This is a genomic window from Inquilinus sp. CA228 (genome assembly GCF_052078665.1).
GTDB lineage: Bacteria > Pseudomonadota > Alphaproteobacteria > DSM-16000 > Inquilinaceae > Inquilinus.
On record NZ_JBQJIK010000120.1, the window covers coordinates 1 to 15,859 of the forward strand.

Annotated in this window: 16 protein-coding genes; 10 read left to right on the plus strand and 6 right to left on the minus strand. The window is 71.2% G+C overall.

The genetic code is table 11. The features are described from left to right. Window positions 1–23: 23 nt before the first annotated feature. The 3 genes from ACTOWL_RS35630 to ACTOWL_RS35640 are packed head-to-tail and all read right to left on the minus strand — an operon-like array spanning window position 24 to window position 2,929. Window positions 24–1,037 carry an FGGY family carbohydrate kinase gene (locus ACTOWL_RS35630; RefSeq protein WP_441326052.1) on the minus strand — a complete coding sequence of 338 codons (1,014 nt, stop codon included), beginning with the start codon at window positions 1,035–1,037 and terminating at the stop codon, window positions 24–26. Beyond that, window positions 1,034–1,987: an ABC transporter permease gene (locus tag ACTOWL_RS35635; protein WP_441326053.1), complete on the minus strand. Its 954-nt coding sequence runs from the start codon at window positions 1,985–1,987 to the stop codon at window positions 1,034–1,036. The genes ACTOWL_RS35630 and ACTOWL_RS35635 overlap by 4 nt, the downstream gene beginning before the upstream one ends. Window positions 1,988–2,005: 18 nt before the next feature. Further along, window positions 2,006–2,929, minus strand: a complete 924-nt coding sequence (locus ACTOWL_RS35640; RefSeq protein WP_441326054.1) for a substrate-binding domain-containing protein — start codon at window positions 2,927–2,929, stop codon at window positions 2,006–2,008. A 131-nt stretch (window positions 2,930–3,060) separates the two neighbouring features. Here ACTOWL_RS35640 and ACTOWL_RS35645 point away from each other — a divergent pair, with 131 nt between their 5' ends. Then, a complete protein-coding gene (locus ACTOWL_RS35645; protein ID WP_441326055.1) occupies window positions 3,061–3,384 on the plus strand; it encodes a cupin domain-containing protein in 324 nt (107 codons plus the stop codon). After that, on the plus strand, window positions 3,368–4,423 hold the full coding sequence (pseG, locus tag ACTOWL_RS35650; protein ID WP_441326056.1) for a UDP-2,4-diacetamido-2,4,6-trideoxy-beta-L-altropyranose hydrolase: 1,056 nt from the start codon (window positions 3,368–3,370) through the stop codon (window positions 4,421–4,423). Before ACTOWL_RS35645 ends, pseG begins: the two co-directional genes overlap by 17 nt. A gap of 21 nt (window positions 4,424–4,444) precedes the next feature. Here the strand turns inward: pseG and ACTOWL_RS35655 are convergent, their stop codons facing one another. Further along, a complete protein-coding gene (locus tag ACTOWL_RS35655; RefSeq protein WP_438605711.1) occupies window positions 4,445–4,654 on the minus strand; it encodes a dodecin in 210 nt (69 codons plus the stop codon). A 131-nt stretch (window positions 4,655–4,785) separates the two neighbouring features. Then, window positions 4,786–5,430 carry a trimeric intracellular cation channel family protein gene (locus ACTOWL_RS35660; protein ID WP_441326057.1) on the minus strand — a complete coding sequence of 215 codons (645 nt, stop codon included), beginning with the start codon at window positions 5,428–5,430 and terminating at the stop codon, window positions 4,786–4,788. Between the two features lie 370 nt (window positions 5,431–5,800). On the opposite strand from ACTOWL_RS35660, the gene ACTOWL_RS35665 reads away from it, so the two are divergent. From ACTOWL_RS35665 to ACTOWL_RS35695, 7 genes are all read left to right on the plus strand, one after another. Next, on the plus strand, window positions 5,801–6,349 hold the full coding sequence (locus tag ACTOWL_RS35665; RefSeq protein WP_441326058.1) for a Csu type fimbrial protein: 549 nt from the start codon (window positions 5,801–5,803) through the stop codon (window positions 6,347–6,349). 23 nt (window positions 6,350–6,372) lie between these two features. After that, the gene (locus ACTOWL_RS35670; RefSeq protein WP_441326059.1) at window positions 6,373–7,095 is read left to right on the plus strand and encodes a fimbrial biogenesis chaperone; all 723 of its coding nucleotides are present in this window, start codon (window positions 6,373–6,375) and stop codon (window positions 7,093–7,095) included. Next, window positions 7,058–9,511, plus strand: a complete 2,454-nt coding sequence (locus ACTOWL_RS35675) for a fimbria/pilus outer membrane usher protein (RefSeq protein ID WP_441326060.1) — start codon at window positions 7,058–7,060, stop codon at window positions 9,509–9,511. The genes ACTOWL_RS35670 and ACTOWL_RS35675 overlap by 38 nt, the downstream gene beginning before the upstream one ends. A 14-nt stretch (window positions 9,512–9,525) precedes the next feature. Then, the gene (locus ACTOWL_RS35680) at window positions 9,526–10,083 is read left to right on the plus strand and encodes a spore coat protein U domain-containing protein (protein WP_441326061.1); all 558 of its coding nucleotides are present in this window, start codon (window positions 9,526–9,528) and stop codon (window positions 10,081–10,083) included. A 23-nt stretch (window positions 10,084–10,106) separates the two neighbouring features. Continuing rightward, complete coding sequence (locus ACTOWL_RS35685; RefSeq protein ID WP_441326062.1) at window positions 10,107–11,108, plus strand: Csu type fimbrial protein; 1,002 nt, start codon at window positions 10,107–10,109, stop codon at window positions 11,106–11,108. Window positions 11,109–11,123: 15 nt separating this feature from the next. After that, complete coding sequence (locus ACTOWL_RS35690; RefSeq protein ID WP_441326063.1) at window positions 11,124–12,068, plus strand: hypothetical protein; 945 nt, start codon at window positions 11,124–11,126, stop codon at window positions 12,066–12,068. Window positions 12,069–12,436: 368 nt separating this feature from the next. After that, a complete protein-coding gene (locus tag ACTOWL_RS35695; RefSeq protein WP_380303925.1) occupies window positions 12,437–12,646 on the plus strand; it encodes a cold-shock protein in 210 nt (69 codons plus the stop codon). A 7-nt stretch (window positions 12,647–12,653) separates the two neighbouring features. Here ACTOWL_RS35695 and ACTOWL_RS35700 read toward each other — a convergent pair whose 3' ends face one another. Further along, window positions 12,654–13,472: an IclR family transcriptional regulator gene (locus ACTOWL_RS35700; protein WP_441326064.1), complete on the minus strand. Its 819-nt coding sequence runs from the start codon at window positions 13,470–13,472 to the stop codon at window positions 12,654–12,656. Window positions 13,473–13,649: 177 nt separating this feature from the next. Between ACTOWL_RS35700 and ACTOWL_RS35705 the strand changes: the two genes are divergently transcribed. Further along, on the plus strand, window positions 13,650–15,827 hold the full coding sequence (locus ACTOWL_RS35705; protein WP_441326065.1) for a malate synthase G: 2,178 nt from the start codon (window positions 13,650–13,652) through the stop codon (window positions 15,825–15,827). Window positions 15,828–15,859: the final 32 nt, after the last annotated feature.

Genomic DNA, 15,859 nt, shown 5'->3' on the forward strand with positions numbered 1-15,859 from the left:
GCCTGGTCGTCGATGGGCGAGCGCTAGACATACAGATAGGGCAGGAACAGCGTCTCCGGCGGCGCCGAATCGGCCGCCTCCGCCTCGGCATCCAGCACCGCCAGCTCGGCGCCGGCGATCCGGCCGAACCAGCCGGCGGCATCGCCGGCGGTCAGCAGCGGCGCGATCTCGATCGCCCAGCCGGCGCGCGGATGCGCCAGGGTGGTGAAGGGGCGCGGCAGCGCCGCGGGGTCGAGCGGCCGGCTGCGCGCCACCCAGCCGCTGGTGCCGAGATAGACATGGAGCTGGCCGTCGGCCGCCGCGCCGAAGGTCGAGGCCGCGGCGTCGCCGCAGCCATTCACCACCGGACAATCCATCGGCAATCCGAGCGCGAGCGCCGCCGTCGGCCGCAGTGTCCCGATCACGGCATCGGCCGGCAGGATCGGCGGCAGCAAAGCGGGGTCGAGGCCGACCGCCTCGACCAGCGGCGCCGACCAGACACGCCGGGCGATGTCCATCAGCCCGACCGTGGTGGCGGCGGCCGGGTCGGTGGCGATCCGTCCGGTCAGCCGCAGCGCCAGATAGTCCTTGGCCCCCGGCAGGATGGTCGCCACCCGCCGCGCCGCCTCGGGCTCGGCCTGCTGCAGCCAGCGGAACTTGGCGATCGTGTTCAGCGGCCCGGGCGCATTGCCCAGCACCGCCGGGGCGCCCGCCGCCAGCAGCCGGTCGCGGATCGCCGGAAACGTCACGCCGCTGCGGCCGTCGCTGTACAGCAGGGCCGGCCGCACCGGGCGCCCGTCGGCGTCGAGCGGCACCAGATTCTCCATGGTGCCGACCAGCGCGATCGCCCGCACCGAATCGCGCATCGCCGCCGGCAGGGCGGCGCAGGCGGTGACGGCGGCGGTCCACCAGTCCTCCGGATCCTGCTCCTGCCCGCCGCCGGGAATCGACCGGGTCGGATGGCGCGCCTCGACCTGCCGGGCCGGGCGGCCATCCTCGCCGAAGGCGACCAGCTTCAGCGCCGTGCTGCCGAGATCGAAGACCAGGAGGATGCTCATCGCGCCGCCGCCATGCCGAAGCGGCGCAACATCACCGCGGCGATGATGATCGCGCCGGTCACCATCTTCTGGAAGAAGGGATCGACATTGAGGATGGTCAGCCCGTTCGCCAGCACCGCGATGATGGCGACGCCGACCGCGGAGCCAAGCACATTCGGCCGGCCGCCGCGGAAGGCGGTCATGCCGAGGAAGACGGCGGCATAGGCCGGCAGCAGCAGGCTTTCGCCCATGGTGTGCTGGACGCTGCCGAGCCGCGCCGCCAGCAGCACCCCGGCCAGGCCGCACAGCGCCGCGGAGATGGCGAAGACGGCGACCACCGGCCGGCCGATCGGCACCCCGGACAGGCGCGCCGCCTCGCGGTTGCTGCCGATCGCGATCAGCCGCCGGCCGAACACGGTCAGGGCCAGGGTGCCGCCGGCCGCGAGCAGCACCGCCAGCATCCACAGCGTCAGCACCGGCACCGGGCCGGCCGCGGCCCGGGCCAGCGTGGTGAAGCCCGGCGGGATGCCCTGGAACAGGCTGGCGCCGCCGGACAGCCAGTAGGCGACGCCTGAGGCGATGGTGCCGAGCGCCAGGGTGGCGATGAAGGACGGTGCCCTGAGCCCATGCACCACCAGACCGTTCAGTGCACCGACCAGGCCGCAGGCCAGCAGCGTCAGCAGGATCGCCGGGGCCGGTCCGGTGCCGGCGGCCAGCAGCTTGACCACCAGCACGCCGGCCAGCGAGGCGACGAAGCCGACCGACAGGTCGAATTCGCCGACCACCATGACGAGGGTCGCGGCGGCGGCGACGATCGCCAGGATCGCCATCTGCTGGGTGACGTTGAGCAGGTTGGCGGCGGTGGCGAAGGCGTCGGGCCGGGCCAGGGCGAAGCCGAGCACGATCGCGGCCAGCGCCACCGGCGTGCCGAAGCGTTCGACCAGACGCGCCGCCGCCGCCTCAGCCGCCATGGTGCTTGCCCTGGAGACTCACGGGCAGGTCACGCCCAGGCTGTCGCGCGTGACCAGCGTGCCGGGGGCGTAGAGCTCGGCCGCGTCCGGCTTGCCGCCGGCGAAGACCTTGGCCATCTGCCCGGCCGTGATCGTCGCCATCTCGGCGAAGTTCTGCCGCACCGTGGCGATGAAGGGCGTGCATTGCCGGATCAGGTCGATCGCCTGCGGGTTGCCATCGATGCCGGCGATGACGATGTCGCCGCGCCCGGCCGCCTGCAGCGCCAGCAGGGCGCCGATGCCGGGCTCGTCCCAGGCCGCCCAGACGGCGTCGATCGCGCCCGGCGCCGGGTTGGCGGCCAGCATCGCCTCCATGGCGTTGCGGCTGTCGTCGATCTGGCCCGGCACCTGGACGTAATGGTCGGCCACCTGGCGGATGCCCGGCGCCGCCTGCAACGCCTCGTCCAGCGCGATCTCGCGCTGATGCACGCCGGGATGGGCGGAATGGAAGAAGCGGACGATCGTGCCCTTGCCGCCCAGCCGGCCGAACAGGTGGTCGGTCATGGTCTTGCCGAGGGCGTGGTTGTCCGAGGTGACGTTCAGCGTCACCCCCGGACCCGCCGCGCCATCGATGGCGAAGACCGGGATGCCGGCGGCCGCGGCCTTGCCGACCTGGTCCTGGATCTGCGCCGGGTTGATCGACACCAGCACGATGGCGCCGGTGCGGGCGTTGACGACGTCCTCGACCCGGCTGGCCAGGGCACCGAAATCGCCGGCTGTGTCGACCACCGAGACGGTCCAGCCGTGCCTTTCGGCATCGGCCTTGAAGGTCTTGACCATCTCGCCGGTGGCGACGGCGGAGAGATAGGGCGTCAGCACCGACACCGTCTGGGCCGCGGCAGGACCGGCCGACCCCGCCGTGACCGCCGTCGCCAGAGCAACCGCCCCCATCCATCCCCGCATCGTCCGCCCCCTCCTCGTGTTTTCGTTTGTCTAGCCCCTCCGCCCGGGGCTGACAACGACGCCGACCGCTTGCCCCTGGCCGCCCCAGCCCGCACTGTGGGCGCCGACACAGGGTCGGAGCAGCAGAAACCATGGCCTTCCACGACGCGCCGCGGGCGACGCCGACCGTACAGCAGGACGACGACATCGTCCGGATCACGCGCTGGGACTTCGAGCCGGGCGCCGCGACCGGCTGGCACCAGCACGGCTTCCCCTATTTCGTCATCATGCTGCGCGCCGGGACGCTGCGGATCCACAACGGCGAGACCGAGACCGCGGTGCCGCTGGCCGAGGGCCAAGCCTATATGCGCCCCGCCGGCATCCGCCACGACGTGATGAACGGCTCGCCACACCCGATCGCCTTCGTCGAGATCGAGATCAAGCGGCCGGGTGCGCTCGATGGCTGGACCGTCTGAGAGCAGCGCCGGGCCCCGCATCGCCTTCCGGCTTGAGGCGTCGGGCGCGATCGGCGGCGGCCATGCGATGCGTTGCCTGACCCTGGCCCGGGCCCTGGCCGATCGGGGCGCGGACTGCCTGTTCCTGGTGAACGGCGAGGCCGCGGCCGTGCTGCCGGCCTTGGCCGGAATCGCCTGCCGGGTGGTCGAGCCAAGCCCCGAGGCGGCGGTGGCGGCGGTCCGCGCGGCCTGGCCGGGCGGGGCCGACGCGGCGGTCTGCGACCTCTATCGCTGGACGGCGCCGGAGGAGCGCGCCTTCGCCGCCGCCGCGCGCCGCCTGCTGGTGATCGACGACCTGGTCGCGGCGCCGCACCATTGCGACCTGCTGCTCAATCAGAATTTCGGCACCGACGCCGCCGGCTATGACGGGCTGCTGCCGCCCGGCTGCCGGCGGCTGATCGGCCTCGACCACGCCCTGCTGCGCCCGGATTTTCCCGCATTGCGGCCGGCGGCGCTGGCGCGGCGCCGGGAGATGGCACGGCCGCAGACGATCCTGGTGTCGCTCGGCCTGACCGATGTCGGCGGGATCACCGGCCGGGTCTGCGCCGCCCTGGCGACCATCCCGGATTTCGCCCGCGCCGAGGTGGTGCTGGGGCCGGTCGCGCCCAGCATCGCCCGGGTGCGGGCGATCGCCGCCGCCGATCCGCGCTTCCGCTGCCATGTCGGGCTCGAGGACATGGCGCGGGCGATGCTGGAGGCGGATGCGGCGATCGGGGCGATGGGCAGCAGCTCCTGGGAACGCTGCTGCCTCGGCCTGCCGACGCTGGCCGTCACCCTGGCCGACAACCAGCGGCCGGCGGCGCAGGCCCTGGCCGTCTCCGGCAGCGTCGCGCTGGCCGGCGACGCGGCGGCGCTGGACGACGCCGCGCTGCGGGCGGCGATTGCGGCCTTCCTCGGCGACACGGACGGACTGCACCGCCTGTCCCGCGCCTCCGCCGCGCTGTGCGACGGACTCGGCGCCGGGCGGGTGGCGGAAGCGCTGCTGGAGGGGTTGGCCTGACAGCCCCTCCGAAGGCCTGGGCTACTTCTCGTCGTAGCGGAAGCCGAGGCGCAGCACGACCTGGTAATGCGCCACCTTGCCGTCCTTGAGTTGGCCGCGGATCTCCTTCACCTCGAACCAGTCCAGGTTGCGCAGGGTCTTCGACGCGGTGGCGACGGCGCCCTGGATCGCGTCCTCGAGGCCCTTCTCGGACGAGCCGGCGAGCTCGGTGATGGCGTAGGTATGGCCCATGGTCGATCTCCTCCTTCAGTCCGGACGGACGTGGCTGCCGCCGGTTCACCGTGGAAGTGTGAGCGCATCGGCGACAACCGCCAAATCCTTCAGGCCAAATCCTTCAGGAATGCGGCATAGGCCCGGCGCCCTCAGCCCTTGGGCGTGTCCGATGGGAAGCGCGGCAGCGACCAGCCGAGGCCGAGCGCCAGCGCCCGCAGGCCGAAGGCGGCCGCGGCGCCGAGGCAGGCGGCCAGCAGCGCGTCGCCGGAGATCGCCCGGACCACCACATAGACCGAGGCCCCCAGGACGGCGGCGGTGACGTAGATCTCGCCGCTGACGATCAGCGTGACCTGGCCGATGATGACGTCGCGGATGATGCCGCCGAAGGTCGCGGTCATGGCGCCGAGCACGATCGCCGAGACCGCCGGCGCCCCCGCATCCACGGCCCGTTCCGCCCCGGTGACCGCGAACAGCGCCATCCCGACCGCATCGGCCCAGACGATCACCCGGCGCCGCCGGCCATCGCCGGCGCGGACCGGAAAGGTCGGGTGGCCGAAGAACACGGTCAGGGCTACGACGACGCAGATCACCAGGTCGACCGGATCGGCGATCCAGAACACTGGCCCGATGCCGAGCAGCAGGTCGCGCAGGGTGCCGCCGCCGATGCCGGTGGCGGTGGCCAGGATGATGAAGCCGACCGGATCGGCCTGGCGGCGCGCCGCGACCAGCGCGCCGGTCAGTGCGAAGACGGCCACGCCGACCCAGTCCAGCCAGAGTCCGATCTGCCCCTGCATTCCACCCCCCCTGCGATCCCGGTCCGGCCGCCGCCCCTGCCCACGGCTATCGTAGCCAGGGCCGGCGCGGCACCCAAGCCGTCGGCGCGCCATATCTCCTTGATTCCGCGCGGAATTCAATCCTGAGAATGGGCCGCCGGGACCGATCCTCTCAAAAACGGGAAAGATTGCTCTTGCTCGGATTAATCTAAATTACCTAAAATTTGATACAAATCAGTTCAAACGTGGCTCCCGGGGGATGGGAGCGCCTTGGGCACACGCGTCAGAGCGCACGATTCGCCGGCAGGCCAGCGGTGGCCAGGGGAAGGGGTGCGGGCTGAACCGGGCAATTGAGAAGCCCGGCCTCATAACATGGTTTTTGGAGAGGACGATGAAGGCTTTTACCCCGATCCTCGCCGCGGCGGCGCTGGCCGCGGCAGGGTTCACGACTGCCGCGAACGCCGCGACGGCGACCGGCAACCTGCAGGTCAAGATCACCATCACCAAGGAATGCCAGGTCAATTCCGGCAGCGGCGGCGCCGGAGCCGGCGACGCCGTGCTCGACTTCGGCAGCCGCGGCGTGCTGAACGCCAATGTGGACGGCCAGACTGCGACCAGCGGCACCGGCGCGATCCAGGTGCAGTGCACCAGCGGCACCGCCTACCAGATCGGCCTCAACGCCGGCCTGAACCCGTCCTCGCCCGGCGACATCAACACCCGCCGGATGAAGAACGGCACCGAGTTCGTGTCCTACCAGCTGTACCAGGACTCGGCCCGGACCACGGTCTGGGGCAACACCACCGGCGCCAGCGGCAACACCGTGTCGAAGACCGCCGACGGCACCGTCCAGGGCACCCAGGTGTTCGGCCGCGTCCCGCCGCAGACCACCCCCTCGGCCGGCGTCTACAGCGACACCGTCACCATCACCGTCACCTACTGACCGCCAACCCGAGGACACCCCTGATGCGCCGGCTTCTCGCGCTTCTCGCGGTCGTCCCTGGGCTGGTCTTTGCGCAAGACGGGCGGGCGGCATCCCTCCAGGTGTCGCCCGTCTCCGTCGACCTGACCGCGCCGGCCCAGGCGTCTGCCGTCAATCTCCGCAACAATGGCGACCGGCCGGTCAACGTCCAGGTCCGCGTCTACAAATGGACGCAGGACGGCGGCGAGGATCAGCTGGCCCCCGCCACCGACGTCGTCGCCAGCCCGCCGGCCGCATCGCTGCAGCCGGGCACGACCTACACCATCCGCGTCGCCCGCATCGCCGCGCCGGTGACCAGCGGCGAGGCGACCTACCGCCTGCTGATCGACGAGCTGCCCGAGGTCAATGTCCGCCGGCCGGCCGACGCCGTGAACCTTGTCATCCGCTACTCGATCCCCGTGTTCTTCGCCGACCGCGCCGCCGGCGCCGAGCTGCGCTGGGACGTCCGCCGCGACGGCGGCAGCCTGGTGGTCGAGGCCACCAACACCGGCAGCCGCCACGCCAAGATCGCCAACCTGACGGTCGCCTCGCCCGCCGGCCAGGTCGCCTTCGGCCAGGGCCTGAACGGCTATGTCCTGCCGGGCGCTACCCGCCGCTGGGCCGCCAGCGCCGGCGCCCAGCGGATCCAGCCGGGCAGCAGCGTCAGCATCACCGCCAAGGGGGACGATTATGCAGTCAACCAGACGGCGACGGTCGCCGGTCGTTAAGCGGCGCGTTGCCTCCTGGTGCCTGCTTCTCGCCCTCGGCGCCGCGGCGCCGGCGATCGCCCAGGACGTGCCACCACCCGACGTGCCGCCCCCTGACGGGGTGGACCCGAGCCAGGACCTGCTGCTGGGCGTCATCGTCAACGACCGGTCGACCGGCACGCTGGCCACCTTCAGGCGCCTGCCGGACGGCCGGCTGGCGGCTACACCGGGCGACCTGCGGACCGCCGGCATCCAGCCCAAGATCGGCACCGTCGATGGCGACGGGCTGATCCCGCTCGACAGCCTGGCCGGCGTCACCTGGCGCTATAACGAGCCGAAGCAGGTGGTGGTGTTCACCGCCCCCGACGACGCCCGGGTGCCGACCAGCGTCGATGTCGGCTCCGGCAGCCGGCCGGTCGACCTGTCCGCGGTGCGCTCGGATCTCGGCTTCCTGATGAACTACACGCTGTACGGCACGTCGCAGTACGACTGGAGCAACGACGGCAGCACCAGCACGCTCAGCGGCAGCTTCGACGCGCGCGTCCTGACGCCCTACGGCATCGGCTCGACCACGGCGCTGGCCCGGGTCAACGACTTCGACAATTTCGACGACGAGAGCAACGGCTTCATCCGCCTCGACAGCGCCTGGCGCTACACCGATCCGGAGAGCCTGCTGGTCTACCAGGCCGGCGACAGCATCTCGGCCGCGCTGTCCTGGTCCTCGTCCTACCGCTTCGGCGGCCTGCAGTTCAAACGCAACTTCGACATCCGCCCGGACCTGGTCACCAGCCCGGTGCCGAACCTGGCCGGCACCGCCTCGGTGCCCTCGACCCTCGACCTCTACCTGAACAACATCCGGGTGTTCTCCGGCGAGGTCCCGGCCGGGCCCTTCGACTTCACCGGCCTGCCCTTTCTCGGCGGCGGCGGCGACGCCCGCATCGTCATGAAGGACGCGCTCGGCCGCGAGGTCGTCACCCAGCGCTCCTACTTCTTCGCGCCGGACATGCTGCGCGAGGACTATTTCGACTTCTCGGTCGAGCTCGGCTTCGTCCGCCTCGGCTATGGCGACAGCTCGTTCAAATACGACCGCAGCCTGGCCGGCTCGGCCAGCATCCGCTACGGCCTCACCGACTGGATGACGCTGGAGGGCCATGCCGAGGCCACCCGCGGCCTGTTCAACGGCGGCGCCGGTGTCGTCACCAGCTTCGGCCCCTACGGCGCCGTCAACGCCTCGGCCGCCGCCAGCCAGTACGGCGCCAGGGACGGCGACGAGACCGGCGGCAAGGTCTCGGCCTTCTACCAGGTCTCCCGCCTCGGCTACTCCTTCTATGCCGGCGCCGACCGCATGATCGGCGACTACAACGATGTCGGCCTGGTGGTCGACCGCCGGCACGGCAACGACGCCCCGATCTCGTCCCGCGCCCGCGAGATCCTGCGCACCGGCCTGTCCTTCCCGCTCGGCTTCGACCCGTCCTCGCTCAGCCTCGGCTTCTCCCGCATCCGCGGCGCCGGCGAGAACGGCGATTCCTCGATCCTCACCGCCTCCTGGTCGCGCACCATCTTCGACGACGTCTCGGTCTACGTCACCGGCTACGGCGATTTCGACGACCGCAGCAACTACGGCGTCTTCGCCGGCGTCACCATCCCGCTCGGCGGCGACATGACCGGCTCGGCCAATGTCTCGCGCAACGGCAACCGCGCCAGCTTCGACACCAGCCTGACCAAATCCGCCCGGCTCGAGGAAGGCTCGCTCGGCTGGGCCGTCCGCGACCAGGAGACGGTCGACGGCACCGGCAACCGCGCCGCCTCGGTCAACTACCGCGCCGCCGTCGCCTATCTCCAGGGCTCGCTCGAGCAGTCGGGCGACATGGGCCGCGTCACCGGCACGGTCGAGGGCTCGATCGTCGCCGCCGGCGGCGGCGTGTTCCTGGCCAACCGGGTCGACGACGCCTTCGCCGTGGTCAAGGCCGGCGGCCCGAATGTCGAGGTCTCGCTCAACAACCGCCGGGTCGCCACCACCAACTCCGGCGGCCGCGCCTTCGTGCCCTATCTGCAGTCCTACCAGAACAACACGATCGCGATCGACCCGGCCAACCTGGCGCTCGACCTGCAGCCGGACGCGACCCAGACCGTGGTGGTGCCGGCCGACCGCTCCGGCGCGGTGGTCGATTTCGGGGTGAAGAAGGTGGACGCCGCCGTGGTCAGCCTGACCGGGCCGGACGGCAAGCCGCTGCCGGTCGGGGCGGTGGTCCAGCTCGACGGCACCGACCAGGCCACCGTCACCGGCTATGACGGGCGCACCTACATCACCGGCCTGTCCGGCCGGAACGGCGTGATCGTCACCCTGCCCGAGGCCGCCGGCACCTGCCGCGCCGGCTTCGATTACCAGGCCGTCCCGGGCGCCCAGCCCGAGATCGGACCCATCCCATGCCGCTGAGACCGGAGGATCCCATGCGCTCCTCGCATCTCGTCGCCCTGGCCGGCATCGCCATCGCCCTGGTCCTCGCGGCCAGCTGGGCCTGGCTGCCGCCGGCCCGGGCCCAGGAGGCCGCAACGGGCGGCCCCGGACCGAGCATCGGTCTCGGCTCGCTGCCCGGCGACAACGCGCCCGGCACCGCCGGCCCGCGCATCGCCGGCATCTCGGCGCTGCGCATCGCGATCACGATCCAGACCGCATGCCGCGTCGACCGCGACGCCGTCCTGAGCTTCCCCGGTCTCACGCCCGGCGGCGGGGCGGTCGACGGTACGGGCAGCGTCGCCATCGACTGCTCCAACGGCCTGCCCTATCTCCTCGCCCTCGACGCTGGCGGCGGCGCGCCCGCCATCCCCTTCCGGCTGTATAGCGACCCCGACCGCAAGAGCGTCTGGGGCGACCGGCCCGGCATCGACACCGTCCCCGGCCACGGCACCGGCAACCCCGTCACCGTCCCGCTCTATGCCCGCGCCGCGCCCGCGGCGGGCGGACCCGCCGGCGACCGCGCCCCGGTCCGCCTCACCGTCGCCTATTGACGATGTCCAGGAACTCCGCCGCCATGACCGCGCTGCCCCGCCTGCTCGTCCTCGCCCCGCTCGCCGCCCTCGCGCTGCTGTCCGCGCCGACGGGCGCGCAGGCCCAGACCTGCAAGGTCGGCAGCATTTCGAATCTCGGCACCACGACGGTCGACATCGTGCCGAATGCGGGGGCCAAGGTCACGGGCACGGTCCAATACATCTGCCAATCGCCGCGCCCGGTCACGGGGTTCCGGATCTGCTCCTATATCCGCGCCGCCGGCAACCAGATCGGCCCGGACGACTACACCTACTACCAGACCCGGGACACCGATTCCCGCCTGGCCTGGGAGATGAAGGACGGTTTCAACCGCCGCTTCGCCCGGGACGGCGGCGGCAGCCGCTCGACCGGCGGCATCCTCCTGACCATTCAAGGCGGCGGGACCGGGACGTACTGGGACAGCACCACCCAGCTGAACCTGACCTATCTCGACCGGCAGCAGCAGGACCGGGTCCGGCCGGGGACCTATACCGACACCTACCAGCTGGTCAGCCAGTATCTCGTCAGCCCCGGCAACGCCAGCTGCGAGGCCGGGCTGTCGAGCACGACCGGCACCATGGTCACGTCCTTCACCGTCACCTCGACCGTGCTCAAGAACTGCCAGTTCGAGAACTTCCAGGACGTCGATTTCGGCTCCTGGGGCTCGGTCGCGGCGGCGCGGGCGAGCTCGACCGGCGTGCGGCAGTTCGGCAATGTCGGCATCCGCTGCACCTATCAGACGCCCTACAGCATCACCATCGGCGACGGCCAGAACGTTAGCGGCGGCACCCGGCGGATGCGGAAAGGCACCGACTATCTGGCCTATGCGCTGTTCCAGCCGGGTTGCAACCTGGCCTGGACCACGGCCTCGCCGCTGGCCGGCACCGGCACCATCGTCAGCGCGATCAACAACCACCAGGTCTGCGGCCAACTGACCACCCCGCTGGCGGTGGCCCCCGCCGCCGGCACCTACACCGACCTCGTCGTCGTCACCGCGACCTTCTGACGGACGGGAGGCTTCATGGGCGACCATCAGGACAGCACCGCCGGCACGACGGCGAAGGCCAGGCTCAAGCTCGCGGTCCTGTACGGCACCCGGCCGCCGGACCTTGACCTGGTGCGTGGCGAGATCCGCCCCTTTGCGGATCTGTTCGAGCTGCCGATCGCCGGCGATCACATGCCGCAGATCCGCTCGCTCGAGCCGGATCTGGTCCTGGTCTATGTCAGCTCGCTGCCCAGGCCGGTGGACGTCGCCTTGGCGCGCCGAATCCTCGGCCCGCTGCGCGGCGCCCGCAAGCTGGTCGTCGTCGCCGGTCGCGACCTGCTGTCCGCCAGCGACCTGGCCTTCGACCTGGTCGGCCACGTCGTCTATGACGACAGCCTCGGCGACGCCGCCATCCGCATGCTGATCCGGCGCAACCTCGCCTTCCTGGCCGGCTTCCGGCGGAAGATCGGCCGGATCGATTCCACCCTCGACCGCATGGCCGACCTCAGCCACGACATCGTGGCCCAGCATGCCGAGATGCTGAGCCTGCATCGCGAGGACCCGGCCGATCTGCCCCATCCCGGCGACGGAGGTGCCACCATGATCGACAGCCCGGTCGCCCTGATCGACGTCTCGCTCGCCATCATCAAGTCGCTCGCCGGCGCCCTGGGCGACGAGTTCGTCAGCGTCGAATACGTCCAGATCCTGATGTACCTGCACCGCAGCCGGCTGGCCGGGCGGCGCGGGGTGTCGGTCAGCGAGCTGTGCGGGCTGATCGACGCGCCCTATTCCACCACCGTCCGCCGGATCGACGAGCTGGCGAAGAAGAGCTACCTGCGCAAGAGCGTCGATCCGGCCGACAAGCGCCGGATCAATGTCGAGATCGCCGGCCCGTCCGTCGCCATCGTCGAGCGCTTCCTCGGCGGGTTCAAGGCGTCGATCGGCGGCCTGCTGGCGGGATCCGGCGGTGCTTCGGCCTGACCGCCGCCCGAGCATCGGACAGACTTGGCCGACCATCCATAAAGTCTCATCGGAGCATCTCCACACCCGTGCAGAACTCATCCGCTTCGGGCAAGCTCATGTCGCATCGATGGTGAAGGTCCCCGCATGATCCGGCCCCTGCGGCCAGCCCATCGCAGCGAGAGCAGCGGCGCCGAGCACCGGGACCGGGCGCCGAGACCATCTCATCATCTTCTTGCCATCGCGGCGAAACCCGCTCCATCATGGGTGGTCACTCCGGTTCGGATGGCCGGCCGACCGCATCCGCGGTCTTGGATCGTTGCCTTCGCGGGGACCGACTGACGCGTCGCGCGCTGTGGCGCGGCGCCATCTATCCTGGGAGGCAAGCGATGCCGATCGGCACCGTGAAGTGGTTCAACAGCACCAAGGGTTTCGGGTTCATCCAGCCGGAAGGCGGCGGGCCGGACGTGTTCGTCCACATCTCCGCCGTCGAGCGCGCCGGGCTGCGCGGCCTGAACGAAGGCCAGCGGGTCTCCTATGAGGAGCAGATGGACCCGCGCCGCAACAAGTCATCGGCCGAGAACCTCAAAGCCGTCTGACTCTGACTCAATCCGCGTCCTGGTCGGGCGGCCGCCCGCCCAGGACGCGGGTCAGTTCGCGTGCGGTGTCGCGCAGCAGCGGGCCCAGCGCCGCCGCCCGCTCCGCGGTCAGCCGGGCGGCAAGCCCGGAGACCGAGATCGCACACAGCGCCTCGCCCTGCGCGTCATGGACCACGGCGGCGACGCAGCGCAACCCGGTGACGAACTCCTCGTCATCGACCGCGTAGCCGCGTGCCCGCACCCGGGCGAGTTCGCCCGCCAAGGCGGCGGCGCCGGTCAGCGACCGGGGCGTCAGCCGCGGCAGGCCGTGCCGGGCGACCAGCGCCGCCACATCGGCCTCGGAATAGGTCGACAGGATCGCCTTGCCCATGCCGGAGGACGCCATCGGCGCCCGGCCGCCGACCCGGGTGATGGCGCGCATGATCTCGCGGCTCTCGACCTGGGTCAGGCACACCATCTCACCGTCGTCGGCGACGCCGAGATTGGCGGTCTCGCGCGTCTGGTCGCGCAGCCGGCGCAGGAAGGGCAGGGACGGGGCGACGAAGTTGCGCTGCCGCACGAAGGCCGACCCGACGGCGAAGGCCTGGCGGCCCATGTGCCACATCCCGTCCGACGGGTCGAACTGCACGAAGCGCCGCTGCTCCAGCGTCGTCAGCAGGCGGTGCACGGTCGAGGGCGACAGGCCGGTGCGGACCGCGAGGTCGGTCAGCCGCGTGCCCTCCTCATCCTCGCCCAGGGCCTCGAGCAGCGACAGCGCCCGCTCCACCGACTGCACGCTGCCGGACCTGGGGGCCGACCCGGCCGGCGCCGATCGCCTCTCTCTCATGACTCCATCCGACCTGAGGCCGTATCCGGCGGGACGCCGTCCCGTCCAAGGCTGTAGACTTCTTCATAGCATCGGAGCGGCGGTTTCCGCATCGCGGGAAACTTTCCGCGGCGCCCTGGACCGCCCGCGGCCGTTCGACTAGCCGGATAGCATGGCCCTTCAACCACGGCGCTGCACATGACCTCGTATGTTTCCCGGCACACCTTAAAGGTGGCCTCGTCCCTGGCGGATCTGGTCGAGCGGGAGATCGCTCCCGGCACTGGTGTCGATCCCGACGCCGTCTGGCGCCGCTTCGCCGCGATCGTGGCGGAGCTCGGCCCGGTCAACCGGGCGCTGCTGGCGGAGCGCGACCGGCTGCAGCAGCAGATCGATTCCTGGCACCAGGAGCGGCGGGGCCAGCCCCTGGACCCGGCCGAATACCGCGCCTTCCTGACCGGCATCGGCTATCTGCGCCAGGAAGGACCGGACTTCACCATCGACACCGGCGACGTCGATCCGGAGATCGCGACCATCGCCGGGCCGCAGCTGGTGGTGCCGGTGATGAACGGGCGCTTCGCCCTGAACGCGGCCAATGCCCGCTGGGGCAGCCTGTACGACGCGCTCTACGGCACCGACGCGATCCCGCAGACCGGCGACCTGGCGCCCGGTGCCGGCTTCAACCGACAGCGCGGCCAGGCAGTGATCGCCGAGGCGGCGCGGCTCCTCGACACCGCGATCCCGCTGGCGGCCGGCAGCCACGGCAAGGTCAAGGAATACCGCCTGACCACGGGCGGGACGGCGGCGCTGGAGGTCGTGCTCGCCGACGGCTCGACCACCGCCCTCGCGCATCCGGAGCAGTTCGTCGGATATGCCGGCGAGGACGGCAAGCGCCGCCTGCTGTTCCGCAACCACAACCTGCATGTCGAGCTGCAGATCGACCGGTCGCATCCGATCGGCGCCGACAACCCGTCGGGCGTCAAGGACGTGGTGCTGGAGGCGGCGATCACCACCATCCAGGATTGCGAGGATTCGGTCGCGGCGGTCGATGCCGAGGACAAGGTCGCGGTCTACCGCAACTGGCTGGGGCTGATGACGGGCGACCTGGCCGAGACCTTCGCCAAGGGCGGCAAGACCATGACCCGCCGGCTGGCCGACGACCGGTCCTACACTGCGGTCGATGGCGGCACGCTGACCCTGCCCGGCCGCAGCCTGATGCTGGTGCGCAATGTCGGCCATCTGATGACCACCGACGCGGTGCTGGACCAGGACGACAACGAGGTGCCGGAAGGCTTCCTCGACGCCCTGGTCACCGCGTTCTGCGCCATCCACGACCTGAAGAAGGGCAGCGGGCCGCGCAACAGCAGGGCCGGCAGCGTCTACATCGTCAAGCCGAAGATGCACGGGCCGGACGAGGCGGCGCTGACCGACGCGCTGTTCGGCCGGGTCGAGGATGCGCTGGGCCTGCCGCGCCACACGCTGAAGGTCGGCGTGATGGACGAGGAGCGGCGGACCACCGTCAACCTCAAGGAATCCATGCGCACGGTGCGCCACCGCCTGGTCTTCATCAACACCGGCTTCCTGGACCGCACCGGCGACGAGATCCACACCAGCATGCTGGCCGGGCCGGTGCTGCCCAAGGGCGACATCAAGGACGCCGTCTGGCTGTCCGCCTATGAGGACAACAATGTCGACCAGGGCCTGGCCGCCGGGCTGAAGGGCCGGGCGCAGATCGGCAAGGGCATGTGGGCCAAGCCCGACGCCATGGCCGAGATGCTGCAGGCCAAGATCGGCCACCCCCGCGCCGGGGCCAGCACCGCCTGGGTGCCGTCGCCGACCGCGGCGGTGCTGCACGCGACGCATTACCACGCGATCGACGTGGCGGCGCGGCAGGAGGAGCTGAAATCCAGGCCGAAGGCGAAGCTGGACGCGATCCTGACCCCGCCGCTGCTGGGCGGCCGCAACCTGGCGGCGGAGCAGGTGCAGCGCGAGCTGGACAACAACGCCCAGGGCATCCTGGGCTATGTCGTGCGCTGGATCGACCAGGGCATCGGCTGCTCCAAGGTGCCGGACATCAATGATGTCGGGCTGATGGAGGACCGCGCCACGCTGCGCATCTCGTCCCAGCACATCGCCAACTGGCTGCAGCACGGGCTGTGCACGGAAGCGCAGGTGCGGGAGACGATGCGGCGGATGGCGGCGGTGGTCGACGGCCAGAATTCCGGCGACCCGCTGTACCGGCCGATGGCGCCGGATTTCGACCGCAGCATCGCCTTCCAGGCGGCGCTGGACCTGGTGCTGCTGGGCCTGGACCAGCCCAACGGCTACACCGAGCCGATCCTGCACCGCCGCCGGAGAGAGGCGAAGGCGGCGGGGTGAGAGCACGGGGTGAAGGTTGGGTTCGCACATTG

Coding starts and splice junctions, on each gene's coding strand:
- ACTOWL_RS35690 (WP_441326063.1), top strand. CDS start 11,124: ATGGGCGACCATCAGGACAGCACCGCCGGCACGACGGCGAAGGCCAGG.
- ACTOWL_RS35680 (WP_441326061.1), top strand. CDS start 9,526: ATGCGCTCCTCGCATCTCGTCGCCCTGGCCGGCATCGCCATCGCCCTG.
- ACTOWL_RS35670 (WP_441326059.1), top strand. CDS start 6,373: ATGCGCCGGCTTCTCGCGCTTCTCGCGGTCGTCCCTGGGCTGGTCTTT.
- ACTOWL_RS35660 (WP_441326057.1), bottom strand. CDS start 5,430: ATGCAGGGGCAGATCGGACTCTGGCTGGACTGGGTCGGCGTGGCCGTC.
- ACTOWL_RS35645 (WP_441326055.1), top strand. CDS start 3,061: ATGGCCTTCCACGACGCGCCGCGGGCGACGCCGACCGTACAGCAGGAC.
- ACTOWL_RS35665 (WP_441326058.1), top strand. CDS start 5,801: ATGAAGGCTTTTACCCCGATCCTCGCCGCGGCGGCGCTGGCCGCGGCA.
- ACTOWL_RS35705 (WP_441326065.1), top strand. CDS start 13,650: ATGACCTCGTATGTTTCCCGGCACACCTTAAAGGTGGCCTCGTCCCTG.
- ACTOWL_RS35655 (WP_438605711.1), bottom strand. CDS start 4,654: ATGGGCCATACCTACGCCATCACCGAGCTCGCCGGCTCGTCCGAGAAG.
- ACTOWL_RS35630 (WP_441326052.1), bottom strand. CDS start 1,037: ATGAGCATCCTCCTGGTCTTCGATCTCGGCAGCACGGCGCTGAAGCTG.
- ACTOWL_RS35635 (WP_441326053.1), bottom strand. CDS start 1,987: ATGGCGGCTGAGGCGGCGGCGGCGCGTCTGGTCGAACGCTTCGGCACG.
- ACTOWL_RS35685 (WP_441326062.1), top strand. CDS start 10,107: ATGACCGCGCTGCCCCGCCTGCTCGTCCTCGCCCCGCTCGCCGCCCTC.
- ACTOWL_RS35675 (WP_441326060.1), top strand. CDS start 7,058: ATGCAGTCAACCAGACGGCGACGGTCGCCGGTCGTTAAGCGGCGCGTT.
- ACTOWL_RS35695 (WP_380303925.1), top strand. CDS start 12,437: ATGCCGATCGGCACCGTGAAGTGGTTCAACAGCACCAAGGGTTTCGGG.
- ACTOWL_RS35700 (WP_441326064.1), bottom strand. CDS start 13,472: ATGAGAGAGAGGCGATCGGCGCCGGCCGGGTCGGCCCCCAGGTCCGGC.
- ACTOWL_RS35640 (WP_441326054.1), bottom strand. CDS start 2,929: ATGCGGGGATGGATGGGGGCGGTTGCTCTGGCGACGGCGGTCACGGCG.
- pseG (WP_441326056.1), top strand. CDS start 3,368: ATGGCTGGACCGTCTGAGAGCAGCGCCGGGCCCCGCATCGCCTTCCGG.